13 protein-coding genes are annotated in these 17,183 nt (G+C 59.7%); 4 read left to right on the top strand and 9 right to left on the bottom strand.

All coding sequences use genetic code 11. From position 1 onward, the window contains the following. The first annotated feature begins 89 nt into the window (after positions 1–89). Complete coding sequence (locus G6N55_RS12060) at positions 90–869, top strand: hypothetical protein (RefSeq protein ID WP_139826986.1); 780 nt, start codon at positions 90–92, stop codon at positions 867–869. Between the two features lie 238 nt (positions 870–1,107). Here G6N55_RS12060 and G6N55_RS12055 read toward each other — a convergent pair whose 3' ends face one another. Continuing rightward, positions 1,108–1,743: a hypothetical protein gene (locus G6N55_RS12055; protein ID WP_139826985.1), complete on the bottom strand. Its 636-nt coding sequence runs from the start codon at positions 1,741–1,743 to the stop codon at positions 1,108–1,110. 924 nt (positions 1,744–2,667) lie between these two features. Continuing rightward, positions 2,668–2,976, bottom strand: coding sequence for a hypothetical protein (locus tag G6N55_RS12050; RefSeq protein WP_085224433.1), 309 nt, complete (start codon positions 2,974–2,976; stop codon positions 2,668–2,670). Positions 2,977–3,191: 215 nt separating this feature from the next. On the opposite strand from G6N55_RS12050, the gene G6N55_RS12045 reads away from it, so the two are divergent. Further along, positions 3,192–3,740, top strand: a complete 549-nt coding sequence (locus tag G6N55_RS12045; RefSeq protein ID WP_232078985.1) for a recombinase family protein — start codon at positions 3,192–3,194, stop codon at positions 3,738–3,740. A gap of 7 nt (positions 3,741–3,747) precedes the next feature. Here G6N55_RS12045 and G6N55_RS12040 read toward each other — a convergent pair whose 3' ends face one another. From G6N55_RS12040 to G6N55_RS12030, 3 genes are read right to left on the bottom strand one after another with little or no spacing between them, the layout of a single operon-like run. Continuing rightward, positions 3,748–5,289 (bottom strand): bifunctional DNA primase/polymerase, encoded by a 1,542-nt coding sequence (locus tag G6N55_RS12040; protein WP_085224429.1) that lies wholly within the window; start codon positions 5,287–5,289, stop codon positions 3,748–3,750. A gap of 5 nt (positions 5,290–5,294) precedes the next feature. Beyond that, positions 5,295–6,983 (bottom strand): recombinase family protein, encoded by a 1,689-nt coding sequence (locus tag G6N55_RS12035; protein WP_085224427.1) that lies wholly within the window; start codon positions 6,981–6,983, stop codon positions 5,295–5,297. Next, on the bottom strand, positions 6,980–8,653 hold the full coding sequence (locus G6N55_RS12030) for an HNH endonuclease (protein WP_163667330.1): 1,674 nt from the start codon (positions 8,651–8,653) through the stop codon (positions 6,980–6,982). Before G6N55_RS12030 ends, G6N55_RS12035 begins: the two co-directional genes overlap by 4 nt. 463 nt (positions 8,654–9,116) lie before the next feature. Here G6N55_RS12030 and G6N55_RS12025 point away from each other — a divergent pair, with 463 nt between their 5' ends. Continuing rightward, complete coding sequence (locus G6N55_RS12025; RefSeq protein WP_085224422.1) at positions 9,117–10,820, top strand: serine/threonine-protein kinase PknH/PknJ; 1,704 nt, start codon at positions 9,117–9,119, stop codon at positions 10,818–10,820. 14 nt (positions 10,821–10,834) lie between these two features. Here the strand turns inward: G6N55_RS12025 and G6N55_RS12020 are convergent, their stop codons facing one another. From G6N55_RS12020 to G6N55_RS12010, 3 genes are all read right to left on the bottom strand, one after another. Beyond that, positions 10,835–12,283, bottom strand: a complete 1,449-nt coding sequence (locus tag G6N55_RS12020) for a hypothetical protein (RefSeq protein WP_139826983.1) — start codon at positions 12,281–12,283, stop codon at positions 10,835–10,837. 1 nt (position 12,284) lies between these two features. Continuing rightward, positions 12,285–12,512: a hypothetical protein gene (locus G6N55_RS12015; protein ID WP_139826982.1), complete on the bottom strand. Its 228-nt coding sequence runs from the start codon at positions 12,510–12,512 to the stop codon at positions 12,285–12,287. A gap of 464 nt (positions 12,513–12,976) precedes the next feature. Continuing rightward, positions 12,977–14,107 carry a BTAD domain-containing putative transcriptional regulator gene (locus G6N55_RS12010; protein ID WP_085224414.1) on the bottom strand — a complete coding sequence of 377 codons (1,131 nt, stop codon included), beginning with the start codon at positions 14,105–14,107 and terminating at the stop codon, positions 12,977–12,979. An 877-nt stretch (positions 14,108–14,984) separates the two neighbouring features. Between G6N55_RS12010 and G6N55_RS12005 the strand changes: the two genes are divergently transcribed. After that, positions 14,985–15,242, top strand: a complete 258-nt coding sequence (locus G6N55_RS12005; RefSeq protein WP_085224410.1) for a hypothetical protein — start codon at positions 14,985–14,987, stop codon at positions 15,240–15,242. Between the two features lie 23 nt (positions 15,243–15,265). Here the strand turns inward: G6N55_RS12005 and G6N55_RS12000 are convergent, their stop codons facing one another. After that, positions 15,266–17,161, bottom strand: a complete 1,896-nt coding sequence (locus G6N55_RS12000; RefSeq protein WP_085224613.1) for a serine/threonine-protein kinase PknD — start codon at positions 17,159–17,161, stop codon at positions 15,266–15,268. Positions 17,162–17,183 lie beyond the last annotated feature (22 nt).

Raw genomic sequence — 17,183 nt, 5'->3', positions numbered from 1 at the left:
GTTCTACTGAGTTCGGAGGGCCGGGTCCGGAGACAAAGCCCGGCCCTTCGGCTCCAAGCCTTCGCACCGTCGGCTATGGGAGGTGTGTTGTGCCAAACAGTGCGGTTCCGGCTGACGACCTGACGATATGGCATGCTGGCCTGCGCTGGGTCGAGGGCTCCTGGATGCAAGCCACCCGGTTAGAAGCGATCGTTCAGGACTGGATGAGGGCAGTGGAGGCCGCGCGTTCGCGCGCCCAACTGAACGAGGACACCGACCACGCACGATCTTGGCGAGAGGGCCACTACGATGGCTACGGCCCACACGATTCACACCGCCCGATCCGCGTCCCCACTTTCGCACTGATTGCCCAGGTGGCGAATGAACTCGACTTGTTCTTCGTCGCCGTCCGCAACGTGCTGCGTGCTCAGGATCGTCTGCCAGCCGACGTGCGGCCCGAGATGACTGACGAGCGACTGTTCGAACTGACACGGAATATCGCCGAGCACTGGGATGAAGTCGGCGGGCGGTCAGCGGCCGCCTTTGCGAACGAATATCCCGATCGGGTGCCAGGGCAGATCAGTGCGACCAACAAAGAAGTATTCGTCAGCGACGTACCGCTATCGCGTGTCGTCGCCTGGCTTGCTCGCGTGAACGAGGCGCTCAAGAGGGCAATCGAAGATGCCGGTGAGCATGTTCCCGCCGATGAAGCTTCAGTGGTCGAAGGGGATGACGACCTACCCTGGCCTTCCGAGCGCCGCCGCGAAAGGCTTTGGCAGGTGCGGCAACTCGACATGGACGAATGGCCGACCGAGGAGATGCCCGAGGAGATCGAGAAGCTGCTGCAGGAGCGCTTTCAGAACCTCCGCGAACGGGATGGGGTCGAGTGAATGCCCCTTCCAAGGAAGGCGAGTTCCCGAGGTTCGGCGCAGATAGCCCGTGGGGTATGGCGGTCCAGGTGATTTTGAAGCGCGGTGTCCACGAAACAACTCCCCAGGTCGAGTCCTTTGACGGCGTAGACGACGACTTCTTGGAGCGACTAGTTGAGCAACCCGCGCGAATTCCTTCTTCGATGCTCAAAGTAGCCCGGGTGATGCGACCTTTTTCCCAGGCGAGCGAAATAGAAAGCTATTCGCCGCCGGGCTTCCGGCTCGATCGGCTCTCTACCAGCGCCCACAGCTGCATGGTCCGAGCGTAAACCGGCCGGATCCGCGCAGACAGCGCCGGGGGGAGATTCGCGCTCAGCGCCGTGAGTACTTGATGTATCTTTCCCAAACCCTGCATTAGGGGCGTTGCCATGTAGTCCTGATGCATCTGGAAAGCCAAAAGGCGATCGATGCCCGCGCCGGCTGCGTCGAACTCGCTCAAGTGCAATTGTGCGATCACCTGTATGGATTCGATAGTGAGGCGATCATAGTCGTTAGAACCTTCAAGAAGGGTCGGGATCATCTCTTTGACAGCGGCGTAATTGCTTGCTTCTATGAGGTCATTGACTTCATCAACCAAATCCTGCATGCCGACAGTTCCGCTGGTATCTAGCGCAATAAATCCATTCAGAGCCTCCACAGCTTGTTGGATCGCTCGAACCGCCATGTATTCGGTGCGCTTCTTGAGAAAGGCTCGAACCGATTTGGCTCTGTCGAATGCGAATGAGCGAAGGTCGTCACTTGCTCCAGCGACATCGACTGACAGGATGAGGGCGGTTACCATTTTAGCGAATCCCTCGATGTACTCGACCGACTCGCCGGCGTTCGAGAGGTCCATGACTACCGCCGCGAGGGCGTCGATCGCAAGCTTAATGGTGAGCGGGTTTGTCGGGAGACCTTGCAAAGTCCCGACAGCTCTTTTCGACATCTGGACGGCCCCCGTCGCGTCGCCTCGCGCCCAGTAGCACTTTCCCAATTCCGGTCGTGACAGCGGGGGCGGGGGTATACCCCCTGGAGTAGTCCAGCACTCATGCCTGCCGTAGACAGGAGCCTCCGGTGTCGGGCACCCTACGGATCAATGATGGGCCCGAATCCCTCCGGGTCTGGATCCCCCGTCATCCATGCGGTCAGGAGAACCATCGCACGAACCTCTGGATTGGGCTTTCCGAGGTCAATGAACATTTGCACCGTCCTCTCCCAAATGTCCTCGCCCCGACGCCAAGTTCTATTCCATATAAATCCGTCGATCGCCAGCTTGCGTAGCAGCCTGTCAGCAAATGTCTTCTCAGTGTCGGTGCCTTCATCCAACAACTCCCCAAGTCGACGCATGTGCACTACCTGCCGCTCTGCCGCGGACGCAACTTCGATTCAATGTGTTCCATCCGCTTTCCGATCGAGCGTGGAGAAGGCTGGCTCGCGCTTACGTATACCGCGCCGACCAGCGCGCCAATTATGGCTGGGGCTACGAAGAATCCGAACGACGAAAGCAGCATGCCGGCTGGGCCCAGGCCTGATCGGATAGGCGACTCATGCTGGGTGAGAATGTTGAATGCGATCGCCACACCCCCGAGGACAGTCACCCAGACAAATAGCCCCAACCCGACGAAGACAAACAAAATCACCCACGAAATTAGAACTTTTGTCGCCCGTGGAACGGACCGCCAAGCTCTACGAATTTTTTCGGCATGACTTTCTGCCGGCTGGGCCGGGATGCGGCGACCACCCGCGCCAGTTCCGGCAGTGCTCAACGGCGGTCGCTTCTCTAGCGCCCGATACCGACCTTGTGCAACGCGTCGACCGCTAGGCGTTGCAGGAGACCGCGGGCCGACGGAGAGGTCCCCAAGTTCGGCGCAGACAGGTTGAACTCGGCGGCGAACGCAAGACCCATTTCTTCCGCCTGCGCCATCAGTTCCGGAGTGAATTCCGGGCTGTCATCTAGACAAAGCTTGTCCATGTGCGTGACAAGGAATTCGGAAGCACGACGAAGTTCCATTCGAGGCAGCCAAGGGTACGTTCTTCCCAGAAGGCCCTCGAAAGCGGCTTCCTCCGTCAGCTCCTGATAGCCGTGCATAGAGCCACCGTACTCTTCGTCATCCTGTTTCGCCGCGTTGTTTGCCGCCTGAGTCCGAGCCGAAGTGGAATGTCCATCTGGTCTACACCCGTGTTGGGCAAGCGACACTAACCGCTACAGCGTCAAATTAGGGTCTTATGCGGCATTGATTGACAGGTGTACGCCAACTCCTTAGAGTCTATTTGGACAGTACGGACTGAGTGAGGGAGACGGAGTTGGGTCAGCGCATCGGATACCAGCGAGTCAGCACGGTTGACCAGAACACGGGTCGTCAGCTCGACGGGGTGGAGCTGGACAAGGTGTTCACCGACCATGCCAGCGGCAAGAACACCGACCGGCCTGAGTTGGCCCGTGCCATCGAATACGTACGCGAGGGCGACACGCTCGTCGTGCACTCTATGGACCGTCTCGCACGCAACGTCGAAGACCTGCGCCGGATCGTCCGGGAACTCACCGGCCAGGGTGTCAAGGTCGAGTTCGTCAAAGAGTCGTTGACGTTCGCCGGTGATGACTCACCCATGAACAACCTGATGTTGACGATGCTGGGAGCCGTCGCTGAGTTCGAGCGATCGATGATCCTCGAACGCCAGCGCGAGGGCATCGCCATCGCCAAAGCCAAAGGCGTCTACAAGGGCCGGAAAGCAGCCCTCACCGATGAACAGGTCAAGGTTCTGCGTGGACGCATGGCGGCGGGTGAGTCCGTCACCGCGCTCGCCAAAGAGTTCGGGGTTTCCCGCCAAACCGTTTACAACAACGCGGGCTGACGGCCCGCTAGATCAGGCCAAGCTGCCGCAGCAGCTCCTGCTCATGGAAGTCACGCAAGTCGTCGTCGCTGTTGTCGTCTGCGACAGCCGGAGCGGGAGCGGCATCACCACGTGGACGGAGCCGTTCCTCAAGTACCCGGGAAGCCAACTTCTCGCGGCGGTCGGTGCCGCCTAGCTCATCTGCCAATCGACCTGCAATCTCAACCACGCCTGCAGGCACGGTGTAGACCGTGCCCTGCCTGAGTAGCAACCCAACATTCACCAGCTTCGACAGCGCATCACGCGCTGTGTCGTATCCCATGCCCCCTGCTTTGGCGATGTCGTTCGCGCGGGTGATGCCCACGCTCACCAAGTCGAACACTTGACCATGACGGCCCGTAAGGCCGTCACTCATCCACACATCATGAAGTGGATCTACTACAGGAATGCCTAGGGGCATTCCCTTACTAACCAATACTGTGGTCAATTCCCCCGGTATTGGGGCGTAGTCGGGTGTCCCGCCGTCATCGGTTTCTACGGCGTACAGACGCCCCGATTTCACCAGTCGAGCCACTGCCTTGCTGACGGTCTTCGGTTCAAGACCAGCCACCAACGCGAGCGTCCTGACGCTAGCCGGCCAATGCATCATCCCGGTGTTCAAACACAGCTGGGTCACCCCGACGAACACCCTGCGGTCGCTGGCACCGCCAGCACCCGGCCACTTACCGTACAGCGCCGACTGCATCGTCTGCGCCAGTGCACCGGAGATGTACGGCGACTCGGTACGAACGACACGGCTGGGTGCGCTACTCCCGTCGTACTTGGTCAGCGCGCTACTGAGCGCGCTCTCAAGCCAACCGTCGTCATCGCCTGTATAGGCGTTCCTGAGCATGTCCGCGCCCTCCTCACCTTTGAGCCGGATCACGGTCGGAGCGACTTGAACAAACGTCTCGTTGCGTTCCCCTGCGTATGCGTTGGCGAACTTCTTGACGAGTGCGTCCACCAACCCAACAGAATCGTCGGGGTCGATGTAAGACGGCGATTCATTGTCGAGCAACTCGTCCTTGACGCCCTTGTCTACAGCCGCAATCAACCCCGGGGGTGCGGCAGCTGGCTCGCGGTCGTCGATCAACTCGTACATCCGCTCGATGCCGTCGTCGCCTACGAACTTGCTCCCCGGCAGCATCGCCCAATGCGGAACGTCTATGCCGACACCGAGTCGGCGATTCGTGGCCACCCGGACATCGTCGGGAATGGTGTAGATCAGGTGCACCCCGAAGCCGTCAGGGTGCGGTGTGACCGTCTGGACCGTCCTAGTGTCGAGCAGGTCCGGGAATCTGCGCCGCAACGATTCCACCGATCCGCCATTCTTCGGGTCTATGTCAACAACAAGCAAACCACCCGTGCCGTTCTTGAGCATCGCGTTTCCGGTGAGCTTGCTCTGATACCACTGAGTCTGATAACTAGACCAACCGCCGCAGTCTTTACGGACTGCTTTGGTTCTGCCACGTCCAGGAACCACGACACAATTGCGGCCGACGTAGAACTTCAAGTACTTCTTCGGCGGCATAGAAGTTACGGCCTTCGGAGTTCTAGAGCGTGCTCGGTTGAATTGCTTCGATCGGTGCCACACGGCGTCGGCGCCAGAGTGCCGTCCAGTTGCCGTGTGATTCCTTGAATGTTGTTGTCTCTCATGGTCTGGAACAATTCCAGCATGTCGGCTATCGGCCCGGCGGCACTGACTTGACGCGCCATCTCGGTCAGATCGCCTGCGTCTATCCGGATCTGATCGCGGTCGTACTCGATGCGGACGTTCATCGCCCGGAGCCAGATGTTCTTGCCCTCGGTGTCTTGGCGCTCCCACCAATCGGAGAACTGCTCGCCGGTGCCCTGCCACGACCAACCGGATGGCTTTACAACCTCTGAAGACAGTGTTTCGTAGCGGGCAGTCAGCCCCGCGATCCGAGCGTCGAGCTGAGCGCGCAACGGGGTACCGGCCTTGTACGGGCCCGTGCCGACGATTCCCGTGATGTCCGACAGTTCAGCTTCTACATCGGATAGCTCGGTGGAGTTGTCACAACCCGAATCCCACACTCGCTCAAGGCGTTCGGATTCTCCCAGGAGCGTCAGAACCGTATGTTCGACCACCCTGTCTATCTCGTCGGTGCGGATCGTCCGGTTCCCGCACTTGTGCGCTTTCGTCATCGTGCGGCATCGATACCGAGGGAACTGGCTATGGCTGCCGCCGTTGAACTTATAGACGGGCTCACCGCAGACGCCGGTGCAGTCGCCGGGGGAGTCTTCGTCGCCTTGCTTGTGGGAGCACGGCATTCCGCAGTAGATCACCCGTAACAGCAATGAGGATGACGCTCTGCTGGGTTCACCTCGTCTCGATCTGTTCTCGAGTTCCACCCGCAAGGCGTCAAACTGTTCGCGGGTGAGGATGGGCTCAGACCGGATGACGGGCGATCCGTCGTCGTTACGTACGGGCTCGCCACCTGACATGGCGTAGCCCAACATCGTCTCACTGAGCAGTGACCGCTTGAGTTGGGTAACACTCCATTCGCGGCCTTCGACCTTCCGGCCGCGATGTCGGGCGAAGTGGTCTTTCGGAGTGAGGACGCCGCGACGGGTGAGGTCGTGGGCGATCCGTTGCATCGGCTGGTGGTGATCGAGTAGGCGACGAACTACCTCCTCGATAATGTCGACCTGCGCTTTGTCCTGTAACAGCCGCCAGACGCCATCGACCTTCTCGGGGAGGTATCCCCACGGAGGTGTTGATCCCCGGTACTTACCGAGCTTGATGTCACGGCGGGACTTCGAAGCGTTCCGTTCGCTGATCGCCTCCAACTCCATCTGTGCCACGGTGCCCATAAGCGCGATGACCACGGCGGCGAACGGCGACGTGGTATCGAAGTGTGCTTCGGTCGCAGACACTACGAGCTTGCCGTGGTCGTCAGCCCAGTTGACGAGTTGCTGTAGGTGCCGGATGGACCGCGTGAACCGATCTACTCGGTACGCCACGAGCAGGTCGAACGGCTGTTCTTCGTTCGCAAGCCACCTAGCCAGGTTCGGCCGTTTCCTCCGGTTGAACGGGTCCACAGACCCCGACACGTCGAGGTCTTCGGCGATGCCCACAACCTCGTACCCGCGCTGCTGGCACAGTTCCTCGCAGATCTCACGTTGGCGTTCCGGTGAGGTCGTAGCGTCGCTGACCTTGGATAGGCGAGTGACGATCAGTGCTCGTCTGGTTTGGTCGGTCATGGCATTCGAGCTCTCTTTTGCTCGTCTTCAAAACAAGTCAGGCAGCGCCTGCCGTTGGCAGTTTGGTAGATCATGTACTCGTGACCAAATTGCGGCACATGTTTATAGTTCATTTTGCATATTACGCAGCGCGGTTTGCCGGTGTAGGTGTGGTAATAGGTCGTGTCTGGAGTGAACTTATGTCCATTAGCGCAGTGGGTCCGACTCGCTGCCTTTTGTTGTTTGCATGTCAAGCAGCGACGCAGTTGCCCGGTGTGGTTGACGTCGATGACAAACTCGTGTCCCGTTGCGGGCACATGCGTGCGGTTGAGTTCACATAGAACGCAAATACGATTTCCTCGCGTGGCGTGATAAGTCGTGACTTCAGGGGTCAATTCATGCCCATTTTTGCAGTGGGTTGATATTGACGCCTGCTTTCTCTTCACGCATTCAAGACACCGGCGCTTCTTTCCGGTGTAGCTGGTATCCATCTCGAAATTATGCCCATAGCTGGGGTAATGCAGAAGGTCGAGTCGACACTGCGCGCATTTACGATAGCCATCCACGGAGTACTCAATCGTGAATTCTGTATACTCGTGGCCGCGGGGACAGTGTGTGGCGTTCTCGGTGGCGTTGTAACAGATCAAGCACCGCTGCCGCTTCAGGCTTGGGTTTGAGCTGTCAATTACGAACTCGTGGTTGAATTGCTCAAGATGATGCTTGTTGCGGCGGCACTGATTGCAGACTCGCTTGCCTTGTTTATCGCGCTTGTCGTTATCATTGTCCGCCGTGTATTCGTGACCATAGGGGCAGAACTGTGGTGTGGATTCCCTCTCCAGCCGGCAGGTTAGACAGCGTGCCCGCTTGGCGGGTGCGTTCTCCTCGTCTAGTACGAATTCGTGGCCGAGCGTTTTTAGATGGTAGGCGTCCCGGTTGCATTGACGGCAACGCCGATGGCCGTCCGTGTGAAAATAGTATGTGTTCTCTTCGGTGAATTTATGGCCATTGACGCAATGAGTGATCCAGAGTGATCTTCGCCTCACGTTCTCTTCGTTCGACACCGCCTCCAAGTGGTTGACATTGCAGCACAGTGGAACGCCACACAGATGATCGACTGTGAGGCCTTCGGCCGATCCCTCACCATGAATTACCTCATAGGCCACCCTATGAATAAGTCGAGCCTTCCCGCCAATCAAATACATGGCGGCATAGCCCCTGGCGTTTGGTTTGGTCCCCGTCCAGATCAGGCAATCGTCCGTCAGTCCATAAAGCTGGCGTCCACGTTCTGATACCTCCTGCGGTATGGTTTGGAGCTTCAACCGAGCCCTGACGGCTTCGACATTCAGAGGAAGTTTGCGCGTAAGCCGACGTTTCCGATTGGGATCATCGTGAACATAGTTCAGTTCGGAATTCTTGAAAGAGTTGCATCGACGGTGGGCGGTGGCGCAGTTGTCGTAGGTATGAGGGCCGCCCGCACTGTGCGGAATAATGTGGTCAATTGAGGGGGATAGCGGATCGTACTCGTGCGTGGATGTGCGATTATGCAACGACCTAGACCGCAGCGGAATTTTCTTCCCGCATACGTGGCAGATCCAGTTATCGCGAGTAAAGACCTTCTCTGGAATAACGAGTTCGGCTTTGACACCGAATTCTTGCGCCCGCCGCAGCATCCTCCTGGCGCGTTTCAACATCGCTGTGTACTGGCGCGTGTGCCGCTCACAGCGGCTTCGCGCTTTCCCGTGGCCACTCGGCCTGGGGTCAAATTGGACGCCGCAGTCCAGACATTCGGCCTTAGCCTTCGGCAACGTGGGTGACCTCGGACAAGCGGATGATGAGGAGAGCACGTTTTGCCTGTATAGACATGGCTTAAATCTAGCACCACCGAGACGGCGGTCGTCGAGAAGCCGGCCACCGAGGAAGACGACCACGGCCACGGCCACGGTCATCACCACCACTAACCGAGCAGTACGAAACACCCCCGGCCGAAATGGTCGGGGGTGTTTTGTTTTGCAACTCTCTTTTACGGACTGTCCTCCGCAGTCACACCGAATCGCAGGTTGAGACGAAGAGCCTGCAGGATTCTTGCCGGGAAGCCCAGGGCGGTCGGCATTTCCGATAGGTGCCTTGACGGCGCCGGGCTTATCGTGTTGGACCATGGGCGCCGACGAAGCTGACGTGGACGGCACCCCGTTTGGCCGCTACCGGTTGATTGAGTTACTGGGCCGCGGCGGCATGGGGGTGGTGTGGCGGGCCTACGACACGTTTACCGATCGGATCGTTGCGATCAAGGTCTTGGCAGCACATCTGTCTGAGGATGACGAGTTTCAGCAGCGTTTCCGAATCGAAGCTCATGCGGCAGGACGGCTAAACGATCCGCATGTCATTCCCATCCATAGTTACGGTGAAATTGACGGACGTCTCTATGTTGATATGCGGTTCATTGAAGGCCGCGACCTGCAGACCATACTCAGTGACGGGCCGCTGTCCGCGACCCGGACGGTGCGCATCATCGAACAAGTCGCCAAAGCGCTGAATGCCGCACACAAGATTGGCCTGGTGCACCGCGACGTCAAACCATCGAACATTCTGCTCGACGAGGACGACTTCGCTTATCTGATCGACTTTGGCATCGCGCGCAATACCGGGCAGAGAAATCTGACCGGCACCGGCGATCCCGCGATTGGCACCTGGGCTTATATGTCACCCGAACGTCTGAGGAAGGGCGAGGTCGATGCCCGCGCAGACATTTATGCGTTGGCCTGTGTGCTGTATGAATGCCTCACCGGATGCCAGCCGTTTCAGGGCGACTCTTTCGAAAGCCAAGCCCTCGCGCATCTGCAGGACCCACCGCCAAGACCCTCGATCACTGAACCCACCGTGCCGCAGCCCGTCGATGAGGTGATCGCGACCGGCATGGCCAAGGACCCCGGTCAGCGCTATGACACCACGATCGCGCTCGCCGACGCCGCCCGCGCTGCGATCACCGATCCGATTCGCCGGCCGACCACGGGGGCTGCGCCGCCACCCGCCCCATCAATAGCGCGTCCCGACCCGGCGGCGGCTACCAGATACCGGCACCCGCAGCCCGCACTCCGTCCGGATTTCGAGCAAACCCCACAGCCCCTCCAGCCGTTGACGACACCGCAGCCGCGTCGTCGACCGGGTCTGATTGCCGCGATCGCCGCGACGGTTGCGGTCGTGGTGTGCGGTTTCATCGCTATCACGGGTTATCTTGTGTTACACCGGCACTCGTCGGCACCCGCACAACCCCCAAGCTCGACCGCCAGCACGCCCGAACTGCCCCCGTTGCCCCCGAATGCGCTGAACGGGTTGCTGCTCGGCATCGATGCGATCAACGCCGCGATGGACTCGACGGGCATGAGTGCGGTCGGCACCATGACGACGATGCCGGACTTCAGCAGCCGTGTGCCGGATCGGGCGTGTCTGGCCCTGGCTTACGCGGTGCAAGCCGAGGTGTATGCGGGGAGTGGATGGAGCGCCATGCGCGCGGAGGTTGCCCAAAAGCCTCAACAAAACGCCGTCAATCAGGCGGTCGTGTTATTCCCTTCCGCTCAAGGTGCGAGTTCTTTCTTCACCGCCTCGATCAAGAGCTGGATGACCTGCTCAGGACGCCAATTCGTCATTGCCATGAATGGTAATTCGCAGATGCATACCGTAGGGCCGGTCACTAACAACGACGGCACCCTTAGCGCCACCGTTACGCCCGCCGGCGTCCTTCAGTCCTGCGAGCGGGCGTTGACCGTAGCCGCAAACGTCGCGATAGATGTCGCCACCTGCGCCGGCCCTCCCGGTTCCGCGGTCAGCATCGCCCACCAGATCTCCGCGAAGGTGCGGTAGTCCCGACCCAACGGTCACCGGATATCGACCGGTCTGCCAAAGGATTGGAAATCTGCGACTTCGATGCCGTACTCATCAAAGAGATGTCCGATGATCTGTACATCCTGGTACACCACGCGCTTGTTGACGGCCTTGCTGGTGTCGCCGCATGCTGCGATGACCGCAGCTTCGAGTCCACAGGCGAATTCAGTGGACTGTCCGTGTAAGCCGGAGCTGTCGCCGTAGTTGTAAGGGACGCCTTCGGTGTAGTAGCCATCGCGTGTCATGAATCTATTCGCGCTGGCATCCTTGCCTGCTACCCAAAAAACTTGACCGCCAAGGCTTTCCATTTGGACTCGGTCGATTGCGCCAGGCTGACTGTCGTCAATGACCCTGATGTTCGAGAAGTCGACGGCGTCGAATTCAGACGACATCATGTCCAGCTTGTCCGTGATCGCGCACACGATGTAGGCGCTGTTGTTGAAGACGTCCGCAAGGCATTCGTTGAGCCTCATCCTGCCGGAATCCGCGTCGGCGGCCAGGAGGGTCCGCAGTCGTTCTACGCGTCTGTCGAATACCTCGAACTTGTGATCAGGGAGCATCGTCTTGAGGGCCTGGACGCTTGACCATCCAATTGAGCCCGCGGCTCCGATAACTCCAATGGTGCCGCGGTCCTCGACGCCGGATTGCTTCATCACTTCGATCGTCGTTTTGGCGAGCATATGGACGGTTCCGCCGTGTCCTGTCGTCGTCGTAAGTCGCCTCATGTGGTCGACGCGTTTGAGCGAATCGCCAAAATCTGTCAATAGCGGCAGCGTCGCCCCCAGACCAATCAAATTGGCGCCTAATGAATGATGCGCGAACTCGGCCGTCTTGAACAGCAACCGCTCGACGATGCGAGCCAGCTCGCGCGATTGCCCGGCATCTGTAGGGTTCGACCATATATCGCGCGCCATATCTGCATACACTGGTGCCAAGACAAGCGCCCCCGTCTCGTTGTCATTCGGACTTCGTAAATACGTATCGAGGATGGTGGGGGGCAGGCCATATATGGTCCGCATGCGGATTTCGGACGATACACCAAATCGGGCTGGATCCAGCAGCGGGCAAAACGGCGTCGACTCGCTCGCGTACCCGCTGCCTTCTGTTCCGTGGTCGTGATCGAGTCGGGTGGAACGTACCGGCACCACGAACGCACGCTCGATCCTTCGTCCGAGATCCTTTTTGCGCTCATAGAAGTCGAAGGAACTTTCGACGAAGTATTGGCTCCTGTCGTGCGCCGCTTCTACTTCGGCTCTCGGAGCGTTCGTTTCGGCGAGCACAGCGTCCCGCACCTGTTCGAGCTTTTTCAGAACCTCGGCGCGAGAAAAATTTGCATAATCGGGCGGCACGGCAGTCCACGAGCCGCCCGTCGCCTTGAGGCAATTGGTGACCGCTTCTTGCTCCCGACGATTTACACTTGAGTTCGAAACCCCGGCACTCATCCTATTCCTCCTCGATCGCTAACACATCCCGCTCAATCTGCTGGGTGATCTTCAGGTCAGAAATATGTCGCTCTAGTTCCGCTTCGTGTCGAGCGGGCAGATCCTCAATAAAATCGGGATCTATATCGGGCCGGGCAGTGAGAAAATCCGCAATCTTCGCTCCGCCCTCGCGAATATGACGAAGGTAAAGCTCAGCCCGTCGCGGATCCATTAGTGTTTCTCTGTTCATGCTCGGGAAGGCTGGGCTCAAGTGTCCGCTCCGCGCTGATGGCCCGCCGTTTCTGGATTTCATGGTAGGTATCGATGGGGTGCAATGCCCTGTCGACTAGAGCGCCGCCGACTGATGCCGCCAATAGGCGACCAATATTGATAATTCCTAGGCCAAGATAGCATCTTGCCTGCAGTTTATTTATCACCGTTTCTCCAGGTAATATTCGTCGCAATCTCGGTAATGTCCCCGATGCATCTGAGGATCCACTGGTAACTACGGATCGTCCGATAAGCGACGTCATATTTCAGCTGTTCCAAGAATGTGTTGCTCATTTCCCATCCCTCGTGCATGCAAATTCAAGCGGATGCAGCGACGCGTTGCCGTCAGCACATAGACTTCGGCGGTCGACTTGCAGAATTCTTGAAGCCCGGGAAATGGGGTTGCGGCTGCGGGCTAGGGAAGGGCTACAGCCTTCCTTACGACTACTGGGGGCGCCGGATCTCGAAGGTGAACTGGTGGCCGCAGATACCGATGACGTCGCCATCGGCGAGCGTGACACTGCGCGTGAGTGGGCGGTGCCCAACTTCCACGCCGTTGGCCGATCGTAGATCCGTAATGGTGAAAGTGCCTCCGTTATCCAAGATTACGGCGTGGTGTCTGCTGACATCGTCATCGTGCAGGACGATGTCGTTGTCGGGAAGGCGTCCGATCTGGGTCATTGCACCTCGCAGCGGATACTGCCGTCCGGTGGCATCGCGCAAAGCAGCGTCAACCAACAGGCGGCCGGAGCCGGCGCGCGCGAAAGCCATGGCACCGGCCGCGGTGGTCTTGGCGGACTGCTTGGTATCCAAGCGTTCCTGGCGCAGGATTCGTGCGTGCAAGGCGATGAGTGTAGGGCCGGGGTCGATGCCCAGATCCTCGGCCAGCACCGCTTTCAGTCGCCGGTAGGCGTCCAGGGCGTCGGACTGGCGTTCGGCAACGTAATAGGCACTGATCAACTGCGCCCAGAGCGGTTCGTGATAGGGATGAGCGGCCGCTAGCGCTTCGAGTTCGCCAATAATGGCATTGGCCCGCCCGCAAGCGATTTCGGCTTCCGCGCGGGCGACGTGAACCAACATGTGGTCCTCCGCGAGCGCGGTGGCGAACGCCTCAACGAATGCGAAGTTGCGTAAGTCATCCAGCGCCGGCCCGCGCCATTGGTGGAGCGCTTCCAGCAGATGGTGGCTGGCCTGTTCGAATCGTCCGGCGGCCGCAGCCTGGATGCCTGCGGTCTTGTCGGTGATGAACCGGTCCAGATCGCAGTCGCCATCAGGCACGCCGAGTCGATACCCGGGCGGCGCGCTGGCCAACACGGCGTTAGGGTCGGCACCTGCGACGGCTAGTCGCCGGCGCAGGTGTGACACATAGGAGTGGATGCTGGTGCGTGCCGCCGGTACCGGCGATTGGTCCCAGGTCGCGTCAATCAGCGACTCGGTGCCGACCGCACGATTCCGGTTGATCAACAGCATGGCCAACACAGCACGCTGTTTGGGTGAGCCCAACTCAATGGTCTGGTCTCCCGTGGTAACCAGCAGCGGCCCCAAAAGTCCGAACCTAAGTCGTGTTGCGTCCATGGCGAGGTATGCCTCCGTGGCGTTGGCGACATCAGGGTCTCATTCTGACGCCACACGACCTGTTGGCATAGCTGGACTCACCCAGACGCGGCAAGCGCGGCGGGTCCGAAGGGTACGTCGATTCTATTTTGTGGTGACGGCGAGCTCCTCAATCTTCAAAATGACGGTCATAGTCCCAGCGCTCCAGCCAAGACTGCAAGTAAGGAATGCCGATCGCCATCACTGTGGCAGCGACGCAAAAAACGACGAAAGTAGTCATAGCCGGTGCATCTCGCGTTCCAGGCGGGAGTCTTCGAGTATGCCGTCGCGCCTTGGATAGTGGTGTTGCGTTGGCCGGGCGTCCGCTGGCGCGATCATGAAGATACGGGCCGTGGCCGCAATGGCAGTACGAACTGCGCGGGTCCACCAATGCGTCGGCCGGACTTTTGCGGTGGCGGCCGCCGTGCTGAAGATGACTGCTTGTTCAGTAATCAGGGTCGCAGGTGGCAGCTGAACCTCGATATGACAGGGAGTCAACTCGACTACAGCCGCGTCTTGCGTTAGGACGTCTACCTTTTCGAGGGTGTACCGGGGCCTGCCGATGGGCGGCGACAAATCGGACATTCTTGTTCTCCCTTGCCATAAGGCGTCAGCGTTATCTGGTGACGTCAGTGAACGCAGTGACGGTATGGCCGGCGGCTTGCAAAATCCTTGCAGCCCTGCACATGACGACACCGGCACGCCGGATTCTGGCCGCAATTGCTCGTCATGTGCCGCGGTATCGCGGGCCAAACATGTTGGTGTGCAGCGAAGTCGGCGAATTTCTTCGGTTACAAGAATTCTGCAAGCCGCCCGCCTCAACGTTTGCTCGTGACTGCCCGACGAAAGGATTGAGCTAGTGAAGAACGTTCTTGCTGCGGTTGGCCTGCTTACTGCCGCCGTTCTGACCGCCTGCGGCGGCTCGTTCGGCCACAGCGACTCCTACAACAAGGGGTTCAACTTCGCCGACGGCAATAGTTTGGTACAAACCCAAGCTGGCTTGATGGGGTCCACCACGGTTTGTGGCTCCTGGGCAACGAACCAGGCGCAGGGTCTCAATCAGCAGGAGTGGATTCAGGGCTGCGTAGACGCCTTGGCCAAGAAAAAGAGCGGATGAATGTCCGGCGGGCTCCGGGGGCCTCAGCCTGCCGCGAGTTTCACCACTCGGTTGTTTCCTGTGTCAGCGACGTAGACGTTGCCGGCCGCGTCGACCGCCACGCCACCAGGGTTCTTAAAGTTGTTGGACGACAAGGCTGTTGGCGCGGACGCGTTTGCGGGCAGTTTCAGCACACGATTGTTACCGCTGTCGACCACGTAGACATTGCTGCCGGTGTCCACCGCTACGCCGTCCGGTTTGTTCAGGCCGGTGAACGGCAGACTCTGGGCCGAGCCGGCCGTTAGTTTCAGCACACGATTATTGCCGCTGTCGGTCACGTAGACCCCGCCCGCATTGTCCACTGCCACGCCTGTCGCGCCATTGAGACCGGTGAATGCCAAGTCCACGGTGTTGCTGGATCCCGCCGGAAGTTTCAGGACCCGATTGCCGGCGGCGATATAGAGGTTCCCGGCGTTGTCGACCGCAACTGCTTGTGGGCCGTTGAGGCCGGTGATCGGGAGCTCGACTGTGCTGGTCGAGCCCGCCGCCAGCTTCAGTATTCGATTGTTGCCGACGTTGGTGACGTAAACGGTGCGGGCGGTATCCACTGCGACACCGGTCGGGTTACCCAACCCAGCGAATGGCAGTTCGGTCGGAGCGCTCGCCCCCGTCGTCAGCTCCAACACCCGATCGTTACCGCCGTCGGTGACGTAGACATCGCCGGCGCCGTCGACCGCGATGCCGCCTGGCCTGTTGAGGCCGGTGAACGGTAGCGCGGGCTGCCGCCCCGAAGGGTTTGCCGATTGCCCCGCCGCCCCCGGCCCTTGCGGGGCCTGCGGGGCGGGGGCCTGGGATGCGGGTGAGTTCGAGTTCGGTTGCAGGAGATAGCTTGTGATGCCGAGAACGACCACGACCAAGACAACGATGCCGGCAATCAATGGGCCACTGAGCCGTCGGCGCTGCCGGCTCCGCTGTGCGGGCGCAGCGGCATCAGGCCTCGCGTGAAACGGAGCCGGGGGAGTGGTTTGCATATGTTGCCGCGTGCTTGGGGGAGCGGGTGGCACCCGATTGTGATGACGGGTGGGTGGGGCCGCCGACCTGATCGGATCGATTACAACTTTCGCTTCGTTGGACCTGCCGCGCAGCGCGCGCTGGGCGGCAGCGGATAAGTCGTACGCGCTCGCATAGCGTTCGCGGGGATCTTTGGCCATGCCGCGGGCAATGACTTCGTCAAACTCTGCGGGAATGCTAACGAGCCGAGTGGGCTTCGGCGGATCAAGGTTCACGTGCCCGCTGTATTGCTGCTGCGGGGTTCCCGGGTAGGGCTGAGAGGCGGTGAGGCACTCATAGAACACACAAGCCAGCGCATAGATGTCGGCACTGGCGTCCGGTGGACCGGCATCGATATCGAATCGCTCCGGTGCCATGTAACCAAAGCTGCCGAACATCTCGCCGGTTCGCGTTATTTTCGGGGCCGCAGCGTCATGAGCAATGCCAAAGTCAATAAGGTAGACATGGTCGTTCGCGGTCACCAGCGCGTTCGAGGGCTTGACGTCGCGGTGCACCAGTCCGGCCGAATGGGCGGCGTGTAGAGCGTCAGCCAACTGCTCGACCATTCGGACTGCGCGCTGCGGCCTCATCGGCCCATCCCGCCGGAGGAGTTCATCTAGGTCCACACCTTCGACAACGGGCATCACCAGATAAAGCCGGCCATCGATCTCCCCGGTGTCGTATATAGAAATGATGTGGGGTTCGTTGAGCCGACCAGCGGCGAGGGCTTCGCGACGGAACCGCTCTTGATAGTCGGGATCGGCACCCAGGTCGTTGGACAAGACCTTGATAGCGACATCGCGAGGGATCACGGTGTCGCGGGCCTTGTAGACGTTGCCCATGCCACCGCGGCCGATCACCGACAGCAGACGGTAACGCCCAAACGTCATCTCATCCAACGGGCGGGCTCTC

It is taken from the genome of Mycobacterium florentinum, from assembly GCF_010730355.1.
GTDB lineage: Bacteria > Actinomycetota > Actinomycetes > Mycobacteriales > Mycobacteriaceae > Mycobacterium > Mycobacterium florentinum.
This window is presented reverse-complemented; position numbering and strand designations above follow the sequence as displayed.